Source organism: Erwinia sp. AK-PDG3-5 (genome assembly GCF_056821705.1).
In genome coordinates, this window is record NZ_CM165967.1 from 4,173,941 (window position 1) to 4,192,312 (window position 18,372).

20 protein-coding genes are annotated in these 18,372 nt (G+C 57.8%); 16 read left to right on the forward strand and 4 right to left on the reverse strand.

The window, feature by feature from the left end:
• Positions 1 to 41: 41 nt before the first annotated feature.
• Positions 42 to 548: a M48 metallopeptidase family protein gene (locus tag AC1UKS_RS19505; protein WP_265911472.1), complete on the forward strand. Its 507-nt coding sequence runs from the start codon at positions 42 to 44 to the stop codon at positions 546 to 548.
• 19 nt (positions 549 to 567) lie between these two features.
• Here the strand turns inward: AC1UKS_RS19505 and AC1UKS_RS19510 are convergent, their stop codons facing one another.
• On the reverse strand, positions 568 to 1,431 hold the full coding sequence (locus AC1UKS_RS19510; RefSeq protein ID WP_482434924.1) for a DMT family transporter: 864 nt from the start codon (positions 1,429 to 1,431) through the stop codon (positions 568 to 570).
• A 127-nt stretch (positions 1,432 to 1,558) separates the two neighbouring features.
• Here AC1UKS_RS19510 and AC1UKS_RS19515 point away from each other — a divergent pair, with 127 nt between their 5' ends.
• The 4 genes from AC1UKS_RS19515 (at position 1,559) to AC1UKS_RS19530 (ending at position 4,869) form a co-directional block, all read left to right on the forward strand.
• Positions 1,559 to 2,953 (forward strand): aminotransferase-like domain-containing protein, encoded by a 1,395-nt coding sequence (locus AC1UKS_RS19515; RefSeq protein WP_482434925.1) that lies wholly within the window; start codon positions 1,559 to 1,561, stop codon positions 2,951 to 2,953.
• A 259-nt stretch (positions 2,954 to 3,212) separates the two neighbouring features.
• Positions 3,213 to 3,746 carry a GntR family transcriptional regulator gene (locus tag AC1UKS_RS19520; RefSeq protein WP_482434926.1) on the forward strand — a complete coding sequence of 178 codons (534 nt, stop codon included), beginning with the start codon at positions 3,213 to 3,215 and terminating at the stop codon, positions 3,744 to 3,746.
• Positions 3,746 to 4,186 (forward strand): carbohydrate kinase family protein, encoded by a 441-nt coding sequence (locus AC1UKS_RS19525; protein WP_482434927.1) that lies wholly within the window; start codon positions 3,746 to 3,748, stop codon positions 4,184 to 4,186. The genes AC1UKS_RS19520 and AC1UKS_RS19525 overlap by 1 nt, the downstream gene beginning before the upstream one ends.
• Positions 4,171 to 4,869 carry a BtpA family protein gene (locus tag AC1UKS_RS19530; protein ID WP_482434929.1) on the forward strand — a complete coding sequence of 233 codons (699 nt, stop codon included), beginning with the start codon at positions 4,171 to 4,173 and terminating at the stop codon, positions 4,867 to 4,869. Before AC1UKS_RS19525 ends, AC1UKS_RS19530 begins: the two co-directional genes overlap by 16 nt.
• Before the next feature lie 68 nt (positions 4,870 to 4,937).
• On the opposite strand, the gene AC1UKS_RS19535 is transcribed toward AC1UKS_RS19530, so the two are convergent.
• On the reverse strand, positions 4,938 to 6,629 hold the full coding sequence (locus AC1UKS_RS19535; RefSeq protein WP_265911477.1) for a chloride channel protein: 1,692 nt from the start codon (positions 6,627 to 6,629) through the stop codon (positions 4,938 to 4,940).
• A 168-nt stretch (positions 6,630 to 6,797) separates the two neighbouring features.
• Between AC1UKS_RS19535 and AC1UKS_RS19540 the strand changes: the two genes are divergently transcribed.
• The 3 genes from AC1UKS_RS19540 to sstT all read left to right on the forward strand — a co-directional run bounded on the left by AC1UKS_RS19540 (position 6,798) and on the right by sstT (position 10,494).
• Positions 6,798 to 7,796: a Gfo/Idh/MocA family protein gene (locus AC1UKS_RS19540; RefSeq protein ID WP_482434930.1), complete on the forward strand. Its 999-nt coding sequence runs from the start codon at positions 6,798 to 6,800 to the stop codon at positions 7,794 to 7,796.
• Positions 7,797 to 8,049: 253 nt separating this feature from the next.
• Positions 8,050 to 9,021 (forward strand): TerC family protein, encoded by a 972-nt coding sequence (locus AC1UKS_RS19545; RefSeq protein WP_482434932.1) that lies wholly within the window; start codon positions 8,050 to 8,052, stop codon positions 9,019 to 9,021.
• 240 nt (positions 9,022 to 9,261) lie between these two features.
• The gene (sstT, locus tag AC1UKS_RS19550) at positions 9,262 to 10,494 is read left to right on the forward strand and encodes a serine/threonine transporter SstT (protein WP_265911557.1); all 1,233 of its coding nucleotides are present in this window, start codon (positions 9,262 to 9,264) and stop codon (positions 10,492 to 10,494) included.
• 48 nt (positions 10,495 to 10,542) lie between these two features.
• Here the strand turns inward: sstT and AC1UKS_RS19555 are convergent, their stop codons facing one another.
• Positions 10,543 to 12,033 carry a UxaA family hydrolase gene (locus AC1UKS_RS19555; RefSeq protein ID WP_482434933.1) on the reverse strand — a complete coding sequence of 497 codons (1,491 nt, stop codon included), beginning with the start codon at positions 12,031 to 12,033 and terminating at the stop codon, positions 10,543 to 10,545.
• Positions 12,034 to 12,044: 11 nt separating this feature from the next.
• Positions 12,045 to 13,493, reverse strand: a complete 1,449-nt coding sequence (locus AC1UKS_RS19560) for a tagaturonate reductase (RefSeq protein WP_482434934.1) — start codon at positions 13,491 to 13,493, stop codon at positions 12,045 to 12,047.
• Between the two features lie 458 nt (positions 13,494 to 13,951).
• On the opposite strand from AC1UKS_RS19560, the gene AC1UKS_RS19565 reads away from it, so the two are divergent.
• From AC1UKS_RS19565 to AC1UKS_RS19600, 8 genes are all read left to right on the forward strand, one after another.
• On the forward strand, positions 13,952 to 14,629 hold the full coding sequence (locus AC1UKS_RS19565) for a DedA family protein (protein WP_013200547.1): 678 nt from the start codon (positions 13,952 to 13,954) through the stop codon (positions 14,627 to 14,629).
• Positions 14,629 to 15,015: an EnvZ/OmpR regulon moderator MzrA gene (mzrA, locus tag AC1UKS_RS19570; protein WP_106381821.1), complete on the forward strand. Its 387-nt coding sequence runs from the start codon at positions 14,629 to 14,631 to the stop codon at positions 15,013 to 15,015. Before AC1UKS_RS19565 ends, mzrA begins: the two co-directional genes overlap by 1 nt.
• Positions 15,016 to 15,172: 157 nt before the next feature.
• Positions 15,173 to 15,547: a DUF1090 domain-containing protein gene (locus AC1UKS_RS19575; RefSeq protein WP_482434935.1), complete on the forward strand. Its 375-nt coding sequence runs from the start codon at positions 15,173 to 15,175 to the stop codon at positions 15,545 to 15,547.
• 37 nt (positions 15,548 to 15,584) lie between these two features.
• Entirely contained in the window at positions 15,585 to 15,890 is a 306-nt protein-coding gene (locus AC1UKS_RS19580) for an ElaB/YgaM/YqjD family protein (protein WP_013200544.1), read from the forward strand.
• Positions 15,891 to 15,892: 2 nt separating this feature from the next.
• On the forward strand, positions 15,893 to 16,285 hold the full coding sequence (locus tag AC1UKS_RS19585) for a phage holin family protein (protein WP_013200543.1): 393 nt from the start codon (positions 15,893 to 15,895) through the stop codon (positions 16,283 to 16,285).
• Complete coding sequence (locus tag AC1UKS_RS19590; RefSeq protein ID WP_482434936.1) at positions 16,285 to 16,566, forward strand: YqjK-like family protein; 282 nt, start codon at positions 16,285 to 16,287, stop codon at positions 16,564 to 16,566. Before AC1UKS_RS19585 ends, AC1UKS_RS19590 begins: the two co-directional genes overlap by 1 nt.
• A 247-nt stretch (positions 16,567 to 16,813) precedes the next feature.
• Positions 16,814 to 17,206: a DoxX family protein gene (locus tag AC1UKS_RS19595; protein WP_265911482.1), complete on the forward strand. Its 393-nt coding sequence runs from the start codon at positions 16,814 to 16,816 to the stop codon at positions 17,204 to 17,206.
• 140 nt (positions 17,207 to 17,346) lie between these two features.
• On the forward strand, positions 17,347 to 18,333 hold the full coding sequence (locus tag AC1UKS_RS19600) for a glutathione S-transferase family protein (RefSeq protein ID WP_265911483.1): 987 nt from the start codon (positions 17,347 to 17,349) through the stop codon (positions 18,331 to 18,333).
• Positions 18,334 to 18,372 lie beyond the last annotated feature (39 nt).

Here is an 18,372-nt window from a genome sequence, read left to right on the forward strand (position 1 = left end):
AAACGGGCTAACAGTAAACTTTTTTCTTTCCTGGAGTCAGCATGTCGTCGCTTATTTACCTGCAAGGTTACCCCGAATCCCTGCTTTCTCAGGTCAGAACGCTGATCGATCAGCAGCGTCTGGGGGAAGTGCTGCAGAAGCGCTATCCCACCAGCCACGGCATCACCAGCGATAAAGCGCTGTACGATTACGCGCTGGATTTAAAGAACCAGACCTTACGCAAAGCGCCGCCGCTGAACAAAGTGATTTACGACAGCAAAATAAAAGTGATGAAGCATGCGCTCGGTCTGCATACATCCATTTCGCGCGTGCAGGGCGGCAAGCTGAAAGCCAAAGCGGAGATCCGCGTCGCCACCATTTTTAAGCAGGCACCGGAAGCGTTTCTGCGGATGATCGTGGTGCACGAGCTGGCGCACATCAAAGAGAAGGATCACAACAAGGCGTTCTATCAGCTTTGCTGCCATATGGAGCCGGAATATCACCAGCTGGAGTTCGATACCCGTCTGTGGCTGACCGAGCAGGCCCTGCGCGGACGGGACAGCGAATAGCGCCCGGCCGTCCCGGCTATCACACCGCGAATCGCTTCGCGCCCGCCACGCAGACAATCGCGGCCAGGGTCACCAGCAGCATCGACCCGCTGACGGTTTCGTGCAGCAGCAGCGCGGCCAGCCCCAGCGCGATAAAGGGCTGAAACAGCTGCAGCTGGCTGACCGCCGCAATGCCCCCCTGCGACAACCCGCGATACCAGAAGATAAAGCCAATCAACATGCTGAACACCGAGACGTAGCCAAATCCGAGCCACGCAGGCAAGCCAACGTTGGCAAAGGAATCGGGACGCGTCAGGTATGTCGCTGGCAGCATCAGCGGCAGCGACAGCACCAGCGCCCAGCAAATCACCTGCCAGCCGCCGAGCCGGCGTGATAAGCGCGCCCCTTCGGCATAGCCCAGACCACAGACGATCACCGCCGCCAGCATGCAGATATCGCCACGCAACGATCCCTGCGCGCTGCCGATCAGCGCATAACCCGCCACGGCGGCGCTGCCCAGCAATGAGAACAGCCAGAAGGCCGGACGGGGACGCTCGCCGCCGCGCAGCACCGCAAAGGTGGCGGTACACAGCGGAAGCAGCCCGAGGAATACAATTGAATGGGCGGAAGAGACATGCTGCACCGCCAGCGCGGTCAGCAGCGGGAACCCCACGACCACGCCCATCGCGGTGACCGCCAGCGAGGCGAGATCCTGCAACGCAGGCCGCCGCTGGCGGAAAGCCATCAGCAGCGCCAGCCCCAGTAATCCGGCAATGGTGGCGCGGGCACAGGTGAGGAAAATCGGGTCGAGATCGGCCACCGCCGCGCGGGTTGCCGGTAGCGATCCGGCGAAAATCACCATGCCGATAAAACCGTTGATCCAGCCATTTGATTTCAGATTCATGTCACGCGTTATCCCTGTTGCAGATAGCCGCATTGAAGCATTGAAATGAACCGCCGGGCCAGAGACAATCAAGTACAATTCAAAGGAACTGTACTGGTTCACTTTCCCCTACAGTCTGGAGTGCCCGATGTCGGAAAACCTCACGCGTATCGCGATGGTGATGCAGGACGTGCGCAGCAAAATTGCCGCCCGAAATTATCTGCCCGGCTCGCGGCTGCCGTCGGTTCGCGCCCAGGCGAAAACGCTGGGCGTGTCGGTATCGACCGTGGTGGAGGGCTATGAACGGCTGGCGGCGGAGAATGTGATTCTCGCGCGGCCGGGGGCCGGGTTTTTCGTCAGTGGCCCGGTGGCCCCGCTGGATTTGGCGCAGATTGGCCCGCGTCTCGACAGAAATATCGATCCGCTGTGGATGTCCCGCCAGTCGCTGGAATCCGATGACAGCATGCTGAAGCCCGGCTGCGGCTGGCTTCCGGCCTCGTGGATGTTTGAAGAAGGCATCCGTCGGGCGATGCGCACGCTGGCAAGATCGGACGCCTCGCTGCTGACCGATTACGCCACGCCGCTGGGCCATGCGGGGATGCGCCAGTTTCTGGCGCGCAAGCTGGCGCTGGAAGGCGTTGAGACCGACGCCAGCCGCATCCTGCTGACCGAATCCGGCACCCAGGCGGTCGATCTGATTTGCCGCTTCCTGTTGGAGCCGGGCGATACCGTGCTGGTGGACGATCCCTGTTACTTCAATTTCCATGCGCTGCTGAAGGCGCATCGGGTCAACGTCGTCGGCATTCCCTATACCGCCACCGGCCCGGACCTTACCGCCTTCAGTCAGGCGTTGCAGCAGCACGCGCCCAGGCTGTACCTGACCAATTCGGGCATTCAGAATCCCACCGGCGCCACGCTGTCTCCGGTCACGGCGCACCGGCTGCTAAAGCTGGCCGATGCGGCGGATCTGGTGATTATCGAGGATGATATTTTTGCCGATCTTGAGGTGTTTGCCGCGCCAAGACTGGCCGCGTTTGACGGATTATCGCGGGTGATTTTTATCGGCAGCTTTTCAAAAACCGTCACCGCATCGGTGCGCTGCGGGTTTATCACCGGCCGCGCCGACTGGATTGAGAGCCTGACCGATTTCAAAATCGCCACCAGCTTTAGCGGCGGTCGCATGGCGGCCGAACTGTTGCTGACCGCGATGACCGACGGCGGTTACCGGCGGCATAGGGAAACCGTGCGGCTGCGGCTGGCGCAGGCGATGACCGACACCGTTGAGCAGCTAAAACCGCTCGGAATTACGCCCTGCCTGGTGCCGCAGGCCGGGATGTTCTTATGGTGCCAACTGCCCGCCGGCACCGATGCCGCCGACGTCTCGCGCCGTTGCCTGCAGGAAGGGGTGGTGCTGGCGCCGGGCAATACCTTTAGCCAGCTGCAAAACGCGGGTGATTTTATGCGCTTTAACGTCTCCCAGTGCGCGGATAAGCGGATTTTTGACCTCCTTGGTCGGGTGCTTACGGAATGTAAACCGGCTTAAAAGACGCCGCGCGTGGGGCGATCGCGCGCGGGTCATACAAATTCCGTATGGCTATTTTTTGCACGATTCCGACGGCGTTGAGCGCCGCTGAATGTCTGCCGCTGATTGCTTGTTTACTGGTGACTAAGCGGCAAATGTCACACCATTTAAATGCTAAAGGTATCTGATTCTTCTCGCTTTTCCCCTTCCCTCCCCGTATTGACACGGTTGTCATGTCATTTGATTATCGAGCCAACTTCACTCGGACAGGATCGGGTTTATGCAATGGGATCAACAGGCGCTTGTTGCCGGTACTCAGCCGCTCTGGTGGCAAATTGCTGAGCGGTTGCGCCGTGAAATCGAATTTGGCGTCTTTAAGCAGGGCGACGTGTTGCCGTCCGAAGCGGCCCTCAATCAGGTGTTTGGCGTCAGCCGCACCACCACCCGAGCGGCGCTGGACAAGCTTGAGCAGGAAGGGCTAATCAGCCGTCGGGCGGGAAAAGGCTCGATCGTATTGCCGCCGCAGGTTATCCAGCCGCTCAGCCAGATGTCGAGCTTTGCCGAAGATATGCGCCGTCGCGGCTTTATCGCCAGCTATAAAACCCTCAGTGCCCGCATGGTGACGCCGCCCGCGGAAGCCGCCGCCGCGCTGGTCAGCTCGGAACTGGCCCGACGTCTGAAGGTGGCGAAAGGCTCTGCCAGCCTGGTCGCCCGCCGCCTCAGTCACGATGCAGAACAGCAGCCGGTGGAGTACGCGGTGGTGCATTACCGCGCCGACCGCTACGCCTTCGCCATCGACCTGGTGCGCACCTGATGGCGACGGGAAAGGCATTATTTGTCGGCGATATCAGCCTTGACACCACCCTGCAGCTGGGCCACATCCCGCAGCCCGATGAAAAGCTGCACGTGCGTATTGATAACGAATCTGCCGGTGGGGTGATCAGCAATGCCGCCCTCGCCTGCCGTCTGGCCGGCGGCAGTCCGGTACTGGCGGTGGAAACCGGTGACGATCTGTTTGCCGACTCCCTGCTGGTCAGCCTGCAACTGGCGGGCATTGAAATCATCAGCCGCAAGATGCCTGGCCGCACCTGCCGCGCCATCGTGCTGATTGAACCGCATGGGGAGAAGCGACTGCTGCTGGAGCCCGGCGTGTCGCTCTATCCCTCCCTTGAATGGGTGCAATCCCTCTCCTTAGACGGCATCGACTGGGTGCATACCGCGGTGTATGGCGAAGGCGCGTGGCCGATGCGCTGACGCTGTCACGCGGCGGCGTGGACGGCATTGTTGTCGAAAACGCCAGCGACCTGCCCTTTGCGCGCCCGGAAAATATCGGCCCGGAGACGGTCGCCGCGTTAACCGCCGCCTGCCTCGCCGTGCGTCAGGCGGTCGATACCCCGATCGGCATTACCTGTGTCGCCAACGGTGCTATCCCGGCGCTGGCAATTGCCAAAGCGGTCGGTGCCCGCTGGGTGCGCGTTAATCAGTGGGCCAATGCCTATATCGCTAACGAAGGCTTTATCAACGGTCCGGCGCCGGAAGCGATGCGCTATCGCTCAATGATCGACGCCCGCGATGTCGCCATTTTCGCCGATGTTCACGTCAAGTTTGGCGCCCATGCCATTACCGCCGACCGCAGCATTCCCGAGCAGGCGACCGATGCCGAATGGTTTGATGCCGACGTGCTGATCGCCACCGGCACCCGCACCGGCAACCCCACCAGCGACACCGAGGTCAACGAAGTCCGAAGCGGCACCAATTTGCCGGTGATTGTCGGCTCCGGCCTGTCACCGTCTCAGGTGCCGGCGCTGGTTGGCTCCGCCGATGGCGCGATTATCGGCCAGTGGCTGAAGGAAGACGGACAGTGGTGGAAACCGGTCGATCCGCGCCGCGTGGCGGAGCTGATGGCGACGGTGATGAAAGTGCGGGAGGGACTGTGAGCGAGAAGGTCGAATACCCGACCGACTGCCTGTAATCCGCAAGGGGTTCCCGCCAAGGGCGCCCCTGCTTACAGGAAGTCTTTGGCTTTCTGGATCAGGCTGGTTTTGGTCAGCGCGCCGAGGTATTTCCTTTCCACCGGATTATTCAGCACCGGCAGGCGCTCCAGCGTGATGCGGGCAAAGGCTTCCCAGCCTTCGGTAATGGTCTGATTTTCGTAGATAAACGGGAAGGCCTCGTCCACCACGCAGCTGACCGGCGAATCCAGCGTAATCTCTTTATCCAGCACCTTTCTGGAAATATCATGAATCGACACCGCGCCCAGAAACTGCCCAACATCACCGATCACGTAGACAAAACGCTCGCGTTTTAACGTGCTGACCGCCAGCGCCTTGCCGACGGTATCTTCCGGCTTCAGCGCCGCGCCTGAAACGATAAATTGCGAGATGATGCCGTTATCAAAATCAAACTTGGCATCGGAGCGGCTGAAGTGGTTTTTGATCACCGGATAGGTGCTGCTGGACTGCAAACGGTAGACGGTCATTGACGCCAGCACGCAGGCAATCATGGTGGGGAACAACAGGCTGCTGTTGAGGGTCATTTCCAGCACCATCAGCATCGCCATCAGTGGCGCCTGACTGACCGACGCCAGCACTGCGCCCATCCCCACCGCCGCGAATACCACGGTGTTGCTGACCGGCCAGCCGGCCAGGCTCGCCAGCGTGGCGATCGCCACGCCCAGCACCGCACCAATCAGCAACGAAGGAGTGAACAGGCCGCCCACCGCGTTAGAGCCGACCGACACCGCCGTGGCGATCATCTTCAGCGCCAGCAGGATAATCAGCCCTTTCAGCACGAAGCTGCCGGCCATGATTTCGACAATCACGTCGTAGCCGTTGCCGAGAATATTGGTGCTGGCAATCGCCATCACGCCCACCAGCACGCCGCCTAATCCCAGGCGGAACGGCAGGTTTTTGATGCGGCCAAAGCGCTGCCTGCTCTGATTGATCAGCCAGATCATCGCCCACCCCACCAGACCGGCCGCCAGGCCGATGATCACCGTCAGCAGCATGTTGCCGACCGTCAAATCAAACTGCGCATGGGAGAAGGGATAAATCGCCGAACGGTAGCCCAGCGTCCACATGGTCAGCACCGCCACGCCTGCGGAGATAATCAGCGGGATCAGGCGCTGTAGCGCCGAGATGCCAAAGGCAATCTCCGCCACGAAAATCGCCGAGGCCAGCGGGGCATGGTAAACCGACGACAGGCCAGCGGCGGCGGCCATTGCCACAATGTCGCTGTTGCGCAGCGAAAGCTTCGCGAAACACAGCCGGCCCATCAGGCTGCCGCTGAGCGCGGAAAGCTGCACCATCGGCCCCTCTTTACCAATCGAGGCGCCGCTGCTGATACTGGCAATCGAGGAGAGAGCGCGGAACAGCGAGGTTTTGGTCGGCACGGCATCCAGTCGGGCATTGATCACTTCCAGATAATCGGTGCGAACCGTCTCTTTCTGCTCAATCGCCGTGGCATAACGCAGGAAAAAACCGGCAATCACCCCGCCAACACCTACCACCAGCGGCCAGAGATACCACGGATAGACGCCGATGGCCTGGGTCACATCCTGCTGGGTGCCAAACACCACCGAGTTAATCAGCTCAATCGCCTGACGAAAGCCCAGTGTCACCAGCGTCGCCACCAGGCCAACCGGGATCGCGACCAGAATGCTGGTCCAGTTCAGTGCGTGTTTACTGCCCGTCGTCATGTTTTCAGTGTGCCCCGGTGGAGAATCTTTCCTCTTAGGGTGAAAGAGGATACAGGAAAAATCAAACGGCATGCGGGAACTCACATGCTACTCTGAAGGTTATCGCCGTGGGCAGGGCAAACGCGCTGCGCCACTCCCGCCATAAACGTGTGGAGACCAAAACACGCCATGATCCGCTTCGCTGTTGTAGGGACTAACTGGATCACCCGCCAGTTTGTCGATGCCGCGCATGAAACCGGCAAAATGAAGCTCACCGCCGTTTACTCCCGTTCGCTGGACCAGGCTCAGGCCTTCAGCACCGATTACCCCGTGCAGCATCTGTTTACTTCGCTTGAGCAAATGGCTCAGTCGGACGACATTGATGCGGTGTATATCGCCAGCCCGAACGCCCTGCACTGCCAGCAATCACTGCTTTTCCTGCAGCATAAAAAGCATGTGATTTGTGAGAAGCCGCTGGCGTCTAACCTGCGTGAAGTCGAGACGATGATCGCCTGCGCGCGGGAAAATCAGGTGGTACTTTTTGAAGCCTTTAAAACCGCCAGCCTGCCCAATTTCATGATCCTGCAGCAGTCCCTGCCGAAAGTGGGCAAGCTGCGTAAAGCGTTGATTAACTACTGCCAGTATTCCTCGCGCTATCAGCGCTATCTGGACGGCGAGAATCCCAATACCTTCAATCCGGCCTGGTCGAACGGCTCGATTATGGACATCGGTTATTACTGCCTGGCGATCGCGGTCAGCCTGTGGGGCGAACCGCATAAGGTGTCCGCGAATGCGTCGCTGCTGGCCAGCGGCGTGGATGCCCACGGCACGGTGGTGATGGATTACGGCGATTTTGACGTTACCCTTCTGCACTCGAAAGTCAGCCAGTCTGGCCTGCCAAGTGAGATCCAGGGCGAAGAGGGTTCGCTGGTTATTGAGCACGTTTCGGAATGCCAGCGCGTCAGCTTTGTGCCGCGCGGCGCCCGCTCGCAGGACCTCAGCCATCCTCAGCATATCAATACCATGCTGTATGAAGCCGAGACCTTCGCCCGACTGGTAGAGAGCAACGAAGTGAATCATCCGGGCCTGGCCACCTCACGAACCACGGCGAAACTGCTGACCGACATTCGACGCCAGACCGGCGTGGTCTTCCCGGCGGATCAGCTGCCCGATGACGTTGTTGTGTAAATATTTCTAAATATGTCCAGTTATGATTGACCTGTGCCGCGGCGGACCGTATCTTCTGCCGCAGCATAGGGGAGTAACTTTTACGCCAACCGATCGTCAGCACGGTATCGAAGATACCCGGTCGTTGGGCAACAGAACCACGGGTTCTGCTGTAAGTGAGACCTGGCTTTGAAGGAATCGGCCTGTTTGTCATCTATGATGAAATAAACAGCGCTGTTTCTGTCGGCCATTTTTCATTTTACAGGATACGTCTATGCACTCTGTTGGCACGCCTCTGCTGTGGGGCAGCTTCGCGGTAATCGTGGTTATTATGCTGGCCATCGACCTGTTCTTGCAGGGTCGTCGCGGCTCCCAAACCATGTCAATGAAACAGGCGGCACTCTGGTCGCTGCTGTGGATCTCCCTCTCTCTGCTGTTCGCTGCCGGTTTCTGGTGGTACCTCGATGGTAATGTCGGCCGTGAGGTCGCGAATACGCAAACCCTGGCTTTCCTCACGGGCTACGTGCTGGAAAAAGCGCTGGCGGTGGATAACGTCTTTGTCTGGCTGATGCTGTTCAGCTACTTTGCGGTGCCGGCCGCCATTCAACGTCGGGTGCTGATCTACGGCATCCTCGGTGCTATCGTGCTGCGTACCGGGATGATTTTTGCCGGCAGCTGGCTGGTCTCTGAATTCAGCTGGATCCTGTATCTCTTCGGCGCGTTCCTGATCTTTACCGGCATCAAAATGGCGATGGAAGGCGGTAACGATGAAGGCAACGTCGGCGACAAGCCGGTGGTGCGCTGGCTGCGCAGCAAGATGCGCATGACCGAAACCATGGAAGGCGAGAAGTTCTTCGTGCGCCGGAACGGCGTGCTGTTCGCCACGCCGCTGCTGCTGGTGCTGATTATGGTCGAGCTGAGCGACGTGATTTTTGCCGTCGACAGTATTCCGGCGATTTTCGCGGTTACCACTGACCCGTTTATCGTCCTGACCTCTAACCTGTTCGCGATCCTCGGCCTGCGTGCGATGTACTTCCTGCTGGCGAACGTCGCGGAGCGCTTCCATATGCTGAAATATGGTCTGGCGGTGGTGCTGGTATTTATCGGTGTGAAGATGCTGATCGTCGATTTCTACCATATTCCGGTGTCGATCTCGCTGGGTACCGTCGGCGGCATTCTGGCCGTCACCCTGCTGGTTAATGCCTGGGTCAATCACCGTAACGACCAGAAGAAGCTGAGTCAGTAACGGCCTGACTGACATATGGCGGCTTCGCGGCGGCCATATGTCATTTTCCCAGCGAGGGTTTCCTTTACCCGCGCGCATCTTTAACCCCGCTCAACTTTTCGCGACTTTTCCCTTCCCCTGCCATCACATTTCCTTATACTCACCCCCGCAAACACACCAATGCCGCCCCATTCAGCGCACACGATGCTGAAGCGCCGCATTGTTATTTATCGAAAACAACACTGGTTTTTTACTATGCGTATGGAAAGAAGTCCCGGGCTGCTGCAGCGTTTGTTGCAGGGCAGCCTGGTCACCCAAATTATGATCGGTCTGATCGCCGGCATTGCTCTGGCGTGGTTCTCAAAAGAGGGCGCCCACTCTGTCAGCCTGCTGGGCACGCTGTTTGTCAGCGCGCTAAAAGCGGTTGCCCCCCTACTGGTGATGGTGCTGGTGATCTCCTCGATTGCTAACCATCAGCACGGCACCAAAACCAGTATCCGCCCAATCGTGATCCTCTATCTGCTGAGCACCTTTTGTGCCGCCGTGGTGGCCGTCGTCTTCAGCCACTTACTGCCGCAAACCCTGACGCTGAGCGACGCCAGCCAGCAGATCGTCCCGCCGTCCGGCATTCTGGAAGTGCTGAACGGCCTGTTGATGAGTATGGTGGCTAACCCGTTCGATGCGCTGATGCACGCCAATTATATCGGCATTCTGGTGTGGGCAATTGGCCTCGGCTTCGCCTTCCGTCACAGCAGCGACACCACGCGCACCTTCCTCAACGATGCCTCGAACGCCGTAACCTCGCTGGTACGGCTGGTGATCCGCTTTGCGCCGCTGGGCATTTTCGGGCTGGTGGCCTCGATCCTGGCGACCACCGGCTTCTCCGCGCTGTGGGATTACGCGCATCTGCTGGGCCTGTTGTTAGGCTGTATGCTGCTGATGGCGCTGGTGTTTAACCCGCTGCTGGTGTACTGGAAAATCCGCCGCAACCCGTATCCGCTGGTGTTTACCTGCCTGCGTGAAAGCGGCGTGACCGCCTTCTTCACCCGCAGTTCCGCCGCCAATATTCCGGTGAATATGGCGCTGGCGAAAAAGCTGGGGCTGGATGAAGACACCTACTCGGTGTCAATTCCGGTGGGGGCGAATATCAGTATGGCGGGGGCTTCAATTACCATTACCGTGCTGACGCTGGCGGCAGTGAATACGCTGGGCATTCAGGTGGATGTCAGTACGGCGATCCTGCTGAGCCTGGTGGCGTCGATCTGTGCCTGTGGCGCATCCGGCGTGGCGGGCGGTTCGCTGCTGCTGATCCCGGTGGCCTGTAATATGTTTGGTATTCCAAATGAAGTGGCGATGCAGGTTGTGGCGGTCGGCTTTATTATCGGCGTACTGCAGGATTCGGCGGAAACCGCGCTGAACTCCTCAGCGGATATCCTGTTTACCGCGGCGGCCTGTATGGCCGACCAGCGTCAGGAAGAACAGCAACGCGCCTGATGGCGTTAACCGGCTCGCTGCCTGGCGAGCCGGTCCGTATTCCCTTCCCTACAGCGTCACCCCACTTTTGAAAATCGCCAGCTCGCGGAAGTCATTCAGCTCATTTTTGGTCTGACGGCCGTTGGCGAATGCCACCAGCGTATCGACAAAGTTCTCCAGCAACACCGACATGTCGGTTCCCTTGATCAACGCACCCGCATCGAAATCAATCCAGTGCGGCTTTTTGGCCGCCAGTTCGCTGTTGGTGGCCAGTTTTACCGTCGGCACAAAGCCGCCGTAAGGGGTGCCGCGTCCGGTACTGAACAGCACCATATGGCAGCCTGCGCCGGCCAATGCGCTGGTGGCGACCGCATCATTCCCCGGCGCGCTAAGCAGGTTCAGTCCCGGCTGATGCAGGCGCTCGCCGTATTTCAGCACGTCGACCACCTGGCTTTGCCCGGCTTTCTGCGTACAGCCCAGCGACTTTTCTTCCAGCGTGGTGATGCCGCCCGCTTTATTGCCCGGCGAGGGGTTCTCGTAGATAGGCTGCTGGTGATCGATAAAGTAGCGTTTGAAGTCGTTGATCATGCTGACGGTTTTTTCAAAGGTCTGCTCATCGCGGCAGCGGCTCATCAGAATGCGTTCGGCACCGAACATTTCCGGCACTTCCGTCAGCACCGTGGTGCCGCCGTTGGCAATCATCTGGTCGGAGAACCGGCCCAGCAGCGGATTGGCGGTAATGCCGGACAGGCCGTCCGAGCCGCCGCATTCCAGACCGAACTTCAGCTCACTCAGCTTGCCCGGTTGGCGCTGGTCATCGCGCATGACGGCATACAGATGGCGCAGGTGTTCCAGCCCGGCTTCCACTTCATCATCATGTTGCTGCAACGCCATAAAACTGACGCGATCGGCATCGTATTCGCCCAGCGTCTCGCGGAAGACATCCACCTGATTGTTTTCACAGCCCAGGCCAATCACCAGCACCGCGCCTGCGTTGGGATGACGCACCATATTCTGCAACATGGTGCGGGTGTTCTCGTGATCCTGGCCCAGCTGTGAACAGCCGAAAGGATGGGTAAACAGATGCACGCCGTCGATGCCCGCCGCGTCGTCGCTCTCCTTCAGAAAACGGTTAACCATCTGTTTGGCGATGCCGTTAACGCAGCCGACCGTTGGCAAAATCCATAGCTCGTTACGGATGCCCACATCGCCATTGCGGCGGCGGAACAGCTGCACCTCACGGTCAGCGGCCTGAGCGGGCAGCGTGGCAAAATCGGGCTGATAGCTGTACTCATCCACATCGCTCAGATTGGTGCGGGTGTTGTGGGAATGCAGGATTTCACCTGCCGATACCGGCACTGTGGCGTGCCCAATCGGCAAACCGTATTTGATCACCAGATCCCCCACCGCCAGCGGCAGCAGAGCAAATTTGTGGCCGCGCTCGACGGCCTGCTTCAGCACCACGTTCAGCTCGCCGACGCTGACGGTTTCCCCTTCGGCGAGTTCCGCGAGGGCAACCGCCACATTGTCGTTTGGATGGATTTTGATATAACGCTGCATGGTGGTGTTCCTCAGTTCAAATGCGTCAGTGCCTGGCGCATATCGCCGCCGACAATACGTTGCAGGTGTTCGGTGACGGCAGCGGTTAAGCCCGGTACCGTATTAAGATCGCAGCCCCAGTGAGCAGAGTCGCGGAAAAGGGTTTCGACCAGCTGCTGCGGCGGCAGCTTGCCGCTGTCGACCTGCGGCCAGAGTTCGGCAAAGCGCGCCAGCCAGGCCGCGTCGTCCTGCAGGGGATAAACCTCGTCGCCGCGTTTACCGCGATAAAAGGCCAGCAGCGCCGCAAAGGCGAAGCTCAGACGCGGCGGAACCTCGCCGGTTTGCTGGCTGCTGGCCAGGATTTGCGGCAGCAGACGGGTGCGGAATTTGGTCATGCCGTTCAGGGCAATCGCCCGCAGCTGATGGCGGATAAACGGATTGCGGAAGCGGTTGAGCACCGCATCGGCAAAGGCATGTAATTCAGCCGGATCCTGCGACAGCGTGGGAATGATTTCCTGCCGCAGGGTGCGGTCGATAAACCCGGCGATATCGGCATCGGCCATCGCGTCACCCACCGTATCCAGCCCGGCCAGGTACGCCACCGGCACCATTGCGGTATGCGCGCCATTAAGGATCGCCACCTTCTGCTCCTTAAACGGTTTAATGTCGTCAACCAGGCGGATATTCAGCGGATAGCGATCCAGACAGAGCGCCTGCTCCAGCCACGCCGGCCCCTGGATCGCCAGCAGGTAATAGACTTCACCCGCCACCAGATAGGCATCCTGATAGCCCAGTTCGGCTTCAATCGCACTGGCTTCCTGCGGATAGCCGGTGACGATGCGGTCGACCAGCGTCGAGCAGAAGGTATTTGCCTGCTCCAGCCACTGCACAAACGCCGCAGGCAGCTGCCACTCCAGCGCGTAACGCAATACCAGCGCCTTCAGCGCCTCACCGTTGTCATCAATCAGCTCGCACGGCAACATCACCCAGCCGCGCTCTTTCGCGCCGGAGAAGTGCTGCCAGCGCGCGTACAGCAGTTGGGTTAACTTTGCCGGGAAGCTGCTGGCAGGCTTATCGTCCAGCCGATCGGCCGGGTCATACTGAATGCCCGCTTCGGTGGTATTGGAGAAGACGTAGCGAATCTCCGCTTCCCGCGCCAGCGCCAGAAACGCGTCGTGCTGCCGCCACGGTTGAATTTCCTCATTCACCGAGCGGATCAGGCGCGGTTCGCTAACCACTTCGCCGCGATCGTTGACGCCGCGGATCAGCGTGGTGTAGAGCCCGTCCTGGCTGTTGAGGCTGCGGGTGGCCTGGCTGTTACGCGGACGCACCACCACCACACCGGCGTTCAGCTCGGTATGTTCGTTTAACAGATCGATTTGCCAGTCGATGAAGGCACGCAGGAAGTTGCCTTCGCCAAACTGAATAATTTTGGTCGGGTGAGTCCGGCCAGCAAACTCCCTGCGATTGAGCGTCGACATTGCCAGATCCTTAATCGGGGTAACAAGCGAAGTCAGCCGCATCACGTGCGCTGACGAATGCCCTCATCTTTAAGAGGTATGGCAAGGGTTGTCCCTGCTGTCAGCGACTAATTGCCAGCCGGGTCACAAAATCAGGTTTTAATCCTGTATAAAAACCCGAAACGGTGGAAATGTAGCCATCACATTTTCAAGGTAAAATTGTGAAAGTGGTTAAAATCAGTCAGTCAGCCATTTTTCTGTCTCTATCGCCGATAAGTCGGATTTTTCGTGGCATCACAGTGGCCCTGCAAGCCGCAGAAACAGTGCTATAATGTCAGCCTGTGTAAAGCTTCTTTTCCCTTGTCGCTTGCCCCTGTAAAACAACGTTGGCGACACGTTTCTCCTGTCTCATTCGCCGGTATTTTGTTACAGTTACGCGCCTTTTCTTACCGTTTGAGACGGTCTTAAGGGAATACCTTATGGATATTTTTAAAGCCCTAATCCACGCCCTCTGGCAACAAGATTTCGAAACTCTTTCAGACCCTACCTTGGTCTGGGCAATCTATTTTGTCCTGTTTATGATCCTTTTCCTGGAAAACGGCCTGCTTCCTGCCGCTTTCTTACCGGGTGACAGCCTGCTGGTATTGGTTGGCGTATTGATTGCCAAAGGCACGCTGAGCTTCCCGATGACGCTGTTTATTCTTACCACCGCGGCCAGTCTGGGCTGCTGGTGCAGTTATATTCAGGGCAAGTGGCTGGGCAATACGCCCACCGTGCAAAAATGGCTTTCGCACCTGCCCGCCCAGTATCACGTTCGCGCCCACCAGTTATTTCATAAGCATGGCCTTTCCGCGCTGCTGGTCGGCCGTTTTATCGCCTTTGTCCGTACGCTGTTGCCGACCATTGCGGGCCTTTCCGGCCTGAGCAATGCCCGTTTCCAGTTCTTTAACTGGGTAAGCGCGCTGCTTTGGGTATTAATCCTGACGGTTATCGGCTTTGCGCTCGGCAAAACCCCTATTTTTCGCAAATACGAAGATCAGATGATGTTCTGCCTGATGATGCTGCCGCTGGTGCTGCTGGTCTTTGGTTTGTTTGGCTCGTTGTTCGTGCTGTGGCGCAAAAAGCGCGGCGTAAACAATGAGAAAGGAAACTTATAATGCTCGCCCTACTCAGACCCTATCTCTCCACGCGGGTACTCTGCGTGCTGGTCGTGTGCTTCTCGGCATTGATGCTGGTGGCTTTTATCCCGACCCTGTTTCGCAACGATACCGCGCTGCAAATTCGCGCCTCCCGTCAGGGCACCACGCTGCCGGACGGCTTTTATGTCTATCAGCGCCTGAATGCGGAAGGGATCCGCATCAAAAGTATTACCCCGGATAACGACTCGCTGGTGATCCGTTTCGACACCGAAGAACAGAGCGCCGCGGCGGAAAAAGTGCTGCATCAGCTGCTGCCGTATGGCTTTGATATTGGCCAGATGGATCCGTCGGGTTCTTCGCAGTTAATGAACCGCCTCAGCCTGCGCAAACAGTCCGTTGGTTGATTTTTATCCGGCTTTACTGCGCTATCCCTAAGAATCTTCTCTCTTTTTGAGCTTTTTGGGATTTCTGTCTATGCTTACTATGCCAGTATCCCCGAAGACTGTTTACAGGATTAACGGGACGTCCTGCGGCCCAACACAACGGAAGGTAACGATTAGCATGAAAACCCGCACTCTCCTTGGATTCGCTCTGTTCTCGCTGACCACCTTTGCCCATGCGGCAGATTCGTTGTGCCTGCAGAAAGAACAGGGGATCCAGCATGAAATTGAACTGGCGAAAAAGCATGACAACCAACGTCGTGTGACCGGTCTGGAGCGTGCATTAACGGAAGCGAAAGCGGGCTGTACCGACGAAAAGCTGAAGGCTCAGCATCAGGAAAAAATTGCTGCCCACAAGCAGCAGGTGGTTGAGCGTCAGAAAGAGCTGGAAAAGGAAAAAGCGGATGGCGATGACAGTAAAAAAATCGCTAAGCGTGAAGAAAAACTGGCAGAAGCAAAACATGAACTGAAAGAAGTCCAGGCCGCCCCTTACTGAGCCGGGCTCTAATTACTGAACATCAATGGAGTTTGTTATGTCAAAAGATACTACATCTGAACATCTGCGCGCTGAACTGAAAAACCTGGCCGATACGCTGGAAGAAGTGCTGAGCAACACCGGCGAGAAATCAAAAAACGAGCTGGATAAACTGCGCAGCAAAGCACAGAGCGCATTGAAAGACACGCGCGCCCGTCTGGGTGACTCTGGCGATCGTATTGCCAAAACCTCTCGCGAAGTGGCTGACCACGCTGATGTTTACGTGCGTGAAAATCCATGGACCAGCGTAGGTATCGGTGCCGCGATTGGTGTGGTACTGGGTGTCTTGCTGACGCGTCGTTAATAATGGCAGATTCTCAGCAAAGCCACGGCCCCGGCAAAGGGGTCATTAACATTGGACAGCGCATTGTCACCACCCTGGTGGGGATTGTGGAAACGCGCGTGCGGCTGGCAGTGGTTGAGCTTGAGGAAGAGAAGGCCAATCTGATACAGATGCTGTTGATGATTGGCCTTACCATGCTCTTTACCGCTTTTGGCTTGATGAGCCTGATGGTGTTAATCATCTGGGCTGTGGATGCGCAGTATCGTCTGATGGCGATCGGCATCACCACCGCAGTGCTGTTTGCCCTGGCGTTGATCTTCGGTCTGTGGACCCTGGCAAAATCACGTCGTTCCACCTTATTGAGCGCCACGCGTAAAGAACTGAAGTCTGACCGCCAGCTGTTGGAGGATGACTGATGAGCCGTGAGCGTGATGCACGTAAAGCCGATCTGCTAGGTCAGATCCAGCAGCAGCGGCTTGACCTGAGTGCCGGTAAGAAGCGCTTTCTGGAAAGCACAGCCCGCTACGATCACGGCTGGCTGACGCTGATTGGTCTGCGTCGCTATGTCGCCGTCGGCAGCGGCCTGATGGCAATCTGGTCCGTGCGTAATCCGCGTCGCCTCTCACGCTGGGCCAAACGCGGCATCGGCGTGTGGAGCACCTGGCGGATGGTCCGCAACTATCTCCCTCGTCGCTAGCCCCTTCAGCCCTCGCTGAATGGGGCTTTTCTTTTGCCCGCCATCTAAACACCTCCAGTGATTTCCGGCTCTGCCCTTCCTGTTCAATTTTCCTGATAAACATCGACAGTTTATCTCGCTTACAATGATTCCGATTCGCGAATATTATCTCCTGCAACGAACGGTACTAAGCGCTTAAGACGCTTCAGGCCTGAACTTAATACGGTGGGGAATGTTTCCTGCCAGTTAAAACTTGTTAGGGTGAATCATGAAAAAATTAGAAGATATCGGCTTTTTGGTAGCGCGTATTTTGATGCCTGTGCTGTTCATCGTGGCGGGCTGGGGCAAAATCACCGGTTATGCCGGCACTCAGCAGTATATGGAGCACATGGGCGTTCCGGGCTTCTTCCTGCCCCTGACCATCCTGCTTGAGTTTGGCGGCGGTCTGGCCATCCTGTTCGGTTTCCTGACCCGTTTTACCGCTATCGTCACCGCGATTTTCGCCGTGATCACCGCGATGATTTTCCATATCGATTTCTCGGTAGCCGGTAACTCAATCAACTTTATGAAAAACCTGACCATCGCCGGTGGCTTCCTGATGTTGTTCATCACCGGCCCTGGCGCAATCAGCCTGGATCGCCTGCTGAATAAAAAGTGGTAAGAAACACCCGCTATACTCAGTAGCATCAAAGCGACGACGATGCTGGCCCTTAGATTTCGATTTGCAGGAAGGCGGCTAACGCCCCGGCAACGCGAGAACTAAGGGCTTTGTTGCTTTCTCACTTAGGGACTGGAGGAAATATGGGACAACTGATTGACGGTGTCTGGCACGATAACTGGTATGACACCAAATCCACCGGCGGCCGTTTTAAACGCTCTGAATCGGCCTTCCGTAACTGGGTCACCGCCGAGGGTGAAGCGGGCCCTACCGGCAAAGGCGGCTTCCGTGCTGAGGCAGACCGTTATCATCTGTACGTTTCTCTTGCCTGTCCCTGGGCGCACCGCACGCTGATTATGCGCGCGCTGAAAGGGCTGGAATCGATGATTTCCGTCTCCGTGGTGCATCCGCTGATGCTGGAAAACGGCTGGACCTTCGACGACGATTTCCCGGCGGCCACCGGCGACAGCCTGTATCAGAACGAGTACCTGTATCAGCTCTATCTGCATGCCGATAATGAATACACCGGCCGCGTCACCGTGCCGGTGCTGTGGGATAAGCAGCAAAACACCATCGTCAGCAATGAATCCGCCGATATCCTGCGCATGTTAAACAGTGCGTTTGATGCGGTTGGCGCGCGGGCCGGGGATTATTATCCTGCCGATTTACGCGAAAAAATTGATGAAGTGAACAGCTGGGTGTACGACACGGTGAACAACGGCGTCTACAAGTCGGGCTTTGCCACCTCGCAACCGGCTTACGATGAGGCGGTGACCGCCCTGTTCAGCTCGCTGGATCGTCTGGAGCAGCTGCTGGGGCAACATCGTTATCTGACCGGCGATCGGCTGACCGAAGCCGATCTGCGTCTGTGGACCACGCTGGTGCGTTTCGATCCGGTGTATGTCACCCATTTTAAATGCGATAAGCACCGCATAAGTGACTACCTGAACCTGAACGGCTTCCTGCGGGAGATTTATCAGATGCCAGGCCTGGCCGAAACCGTCGATCTGGCGCATATCCGCCATCACTACTATTGCAGCCACAAAACGATCAACCCGTCCGGGGTGATCTCGATCGGCCCCGCCTTTAACTGGGACGAGCCGCATGGCCGTGACCTGCGCTTCCGCTAGTTGTCGCCTGCAGAAATAAAAACGGCCACCTCAGTGAGG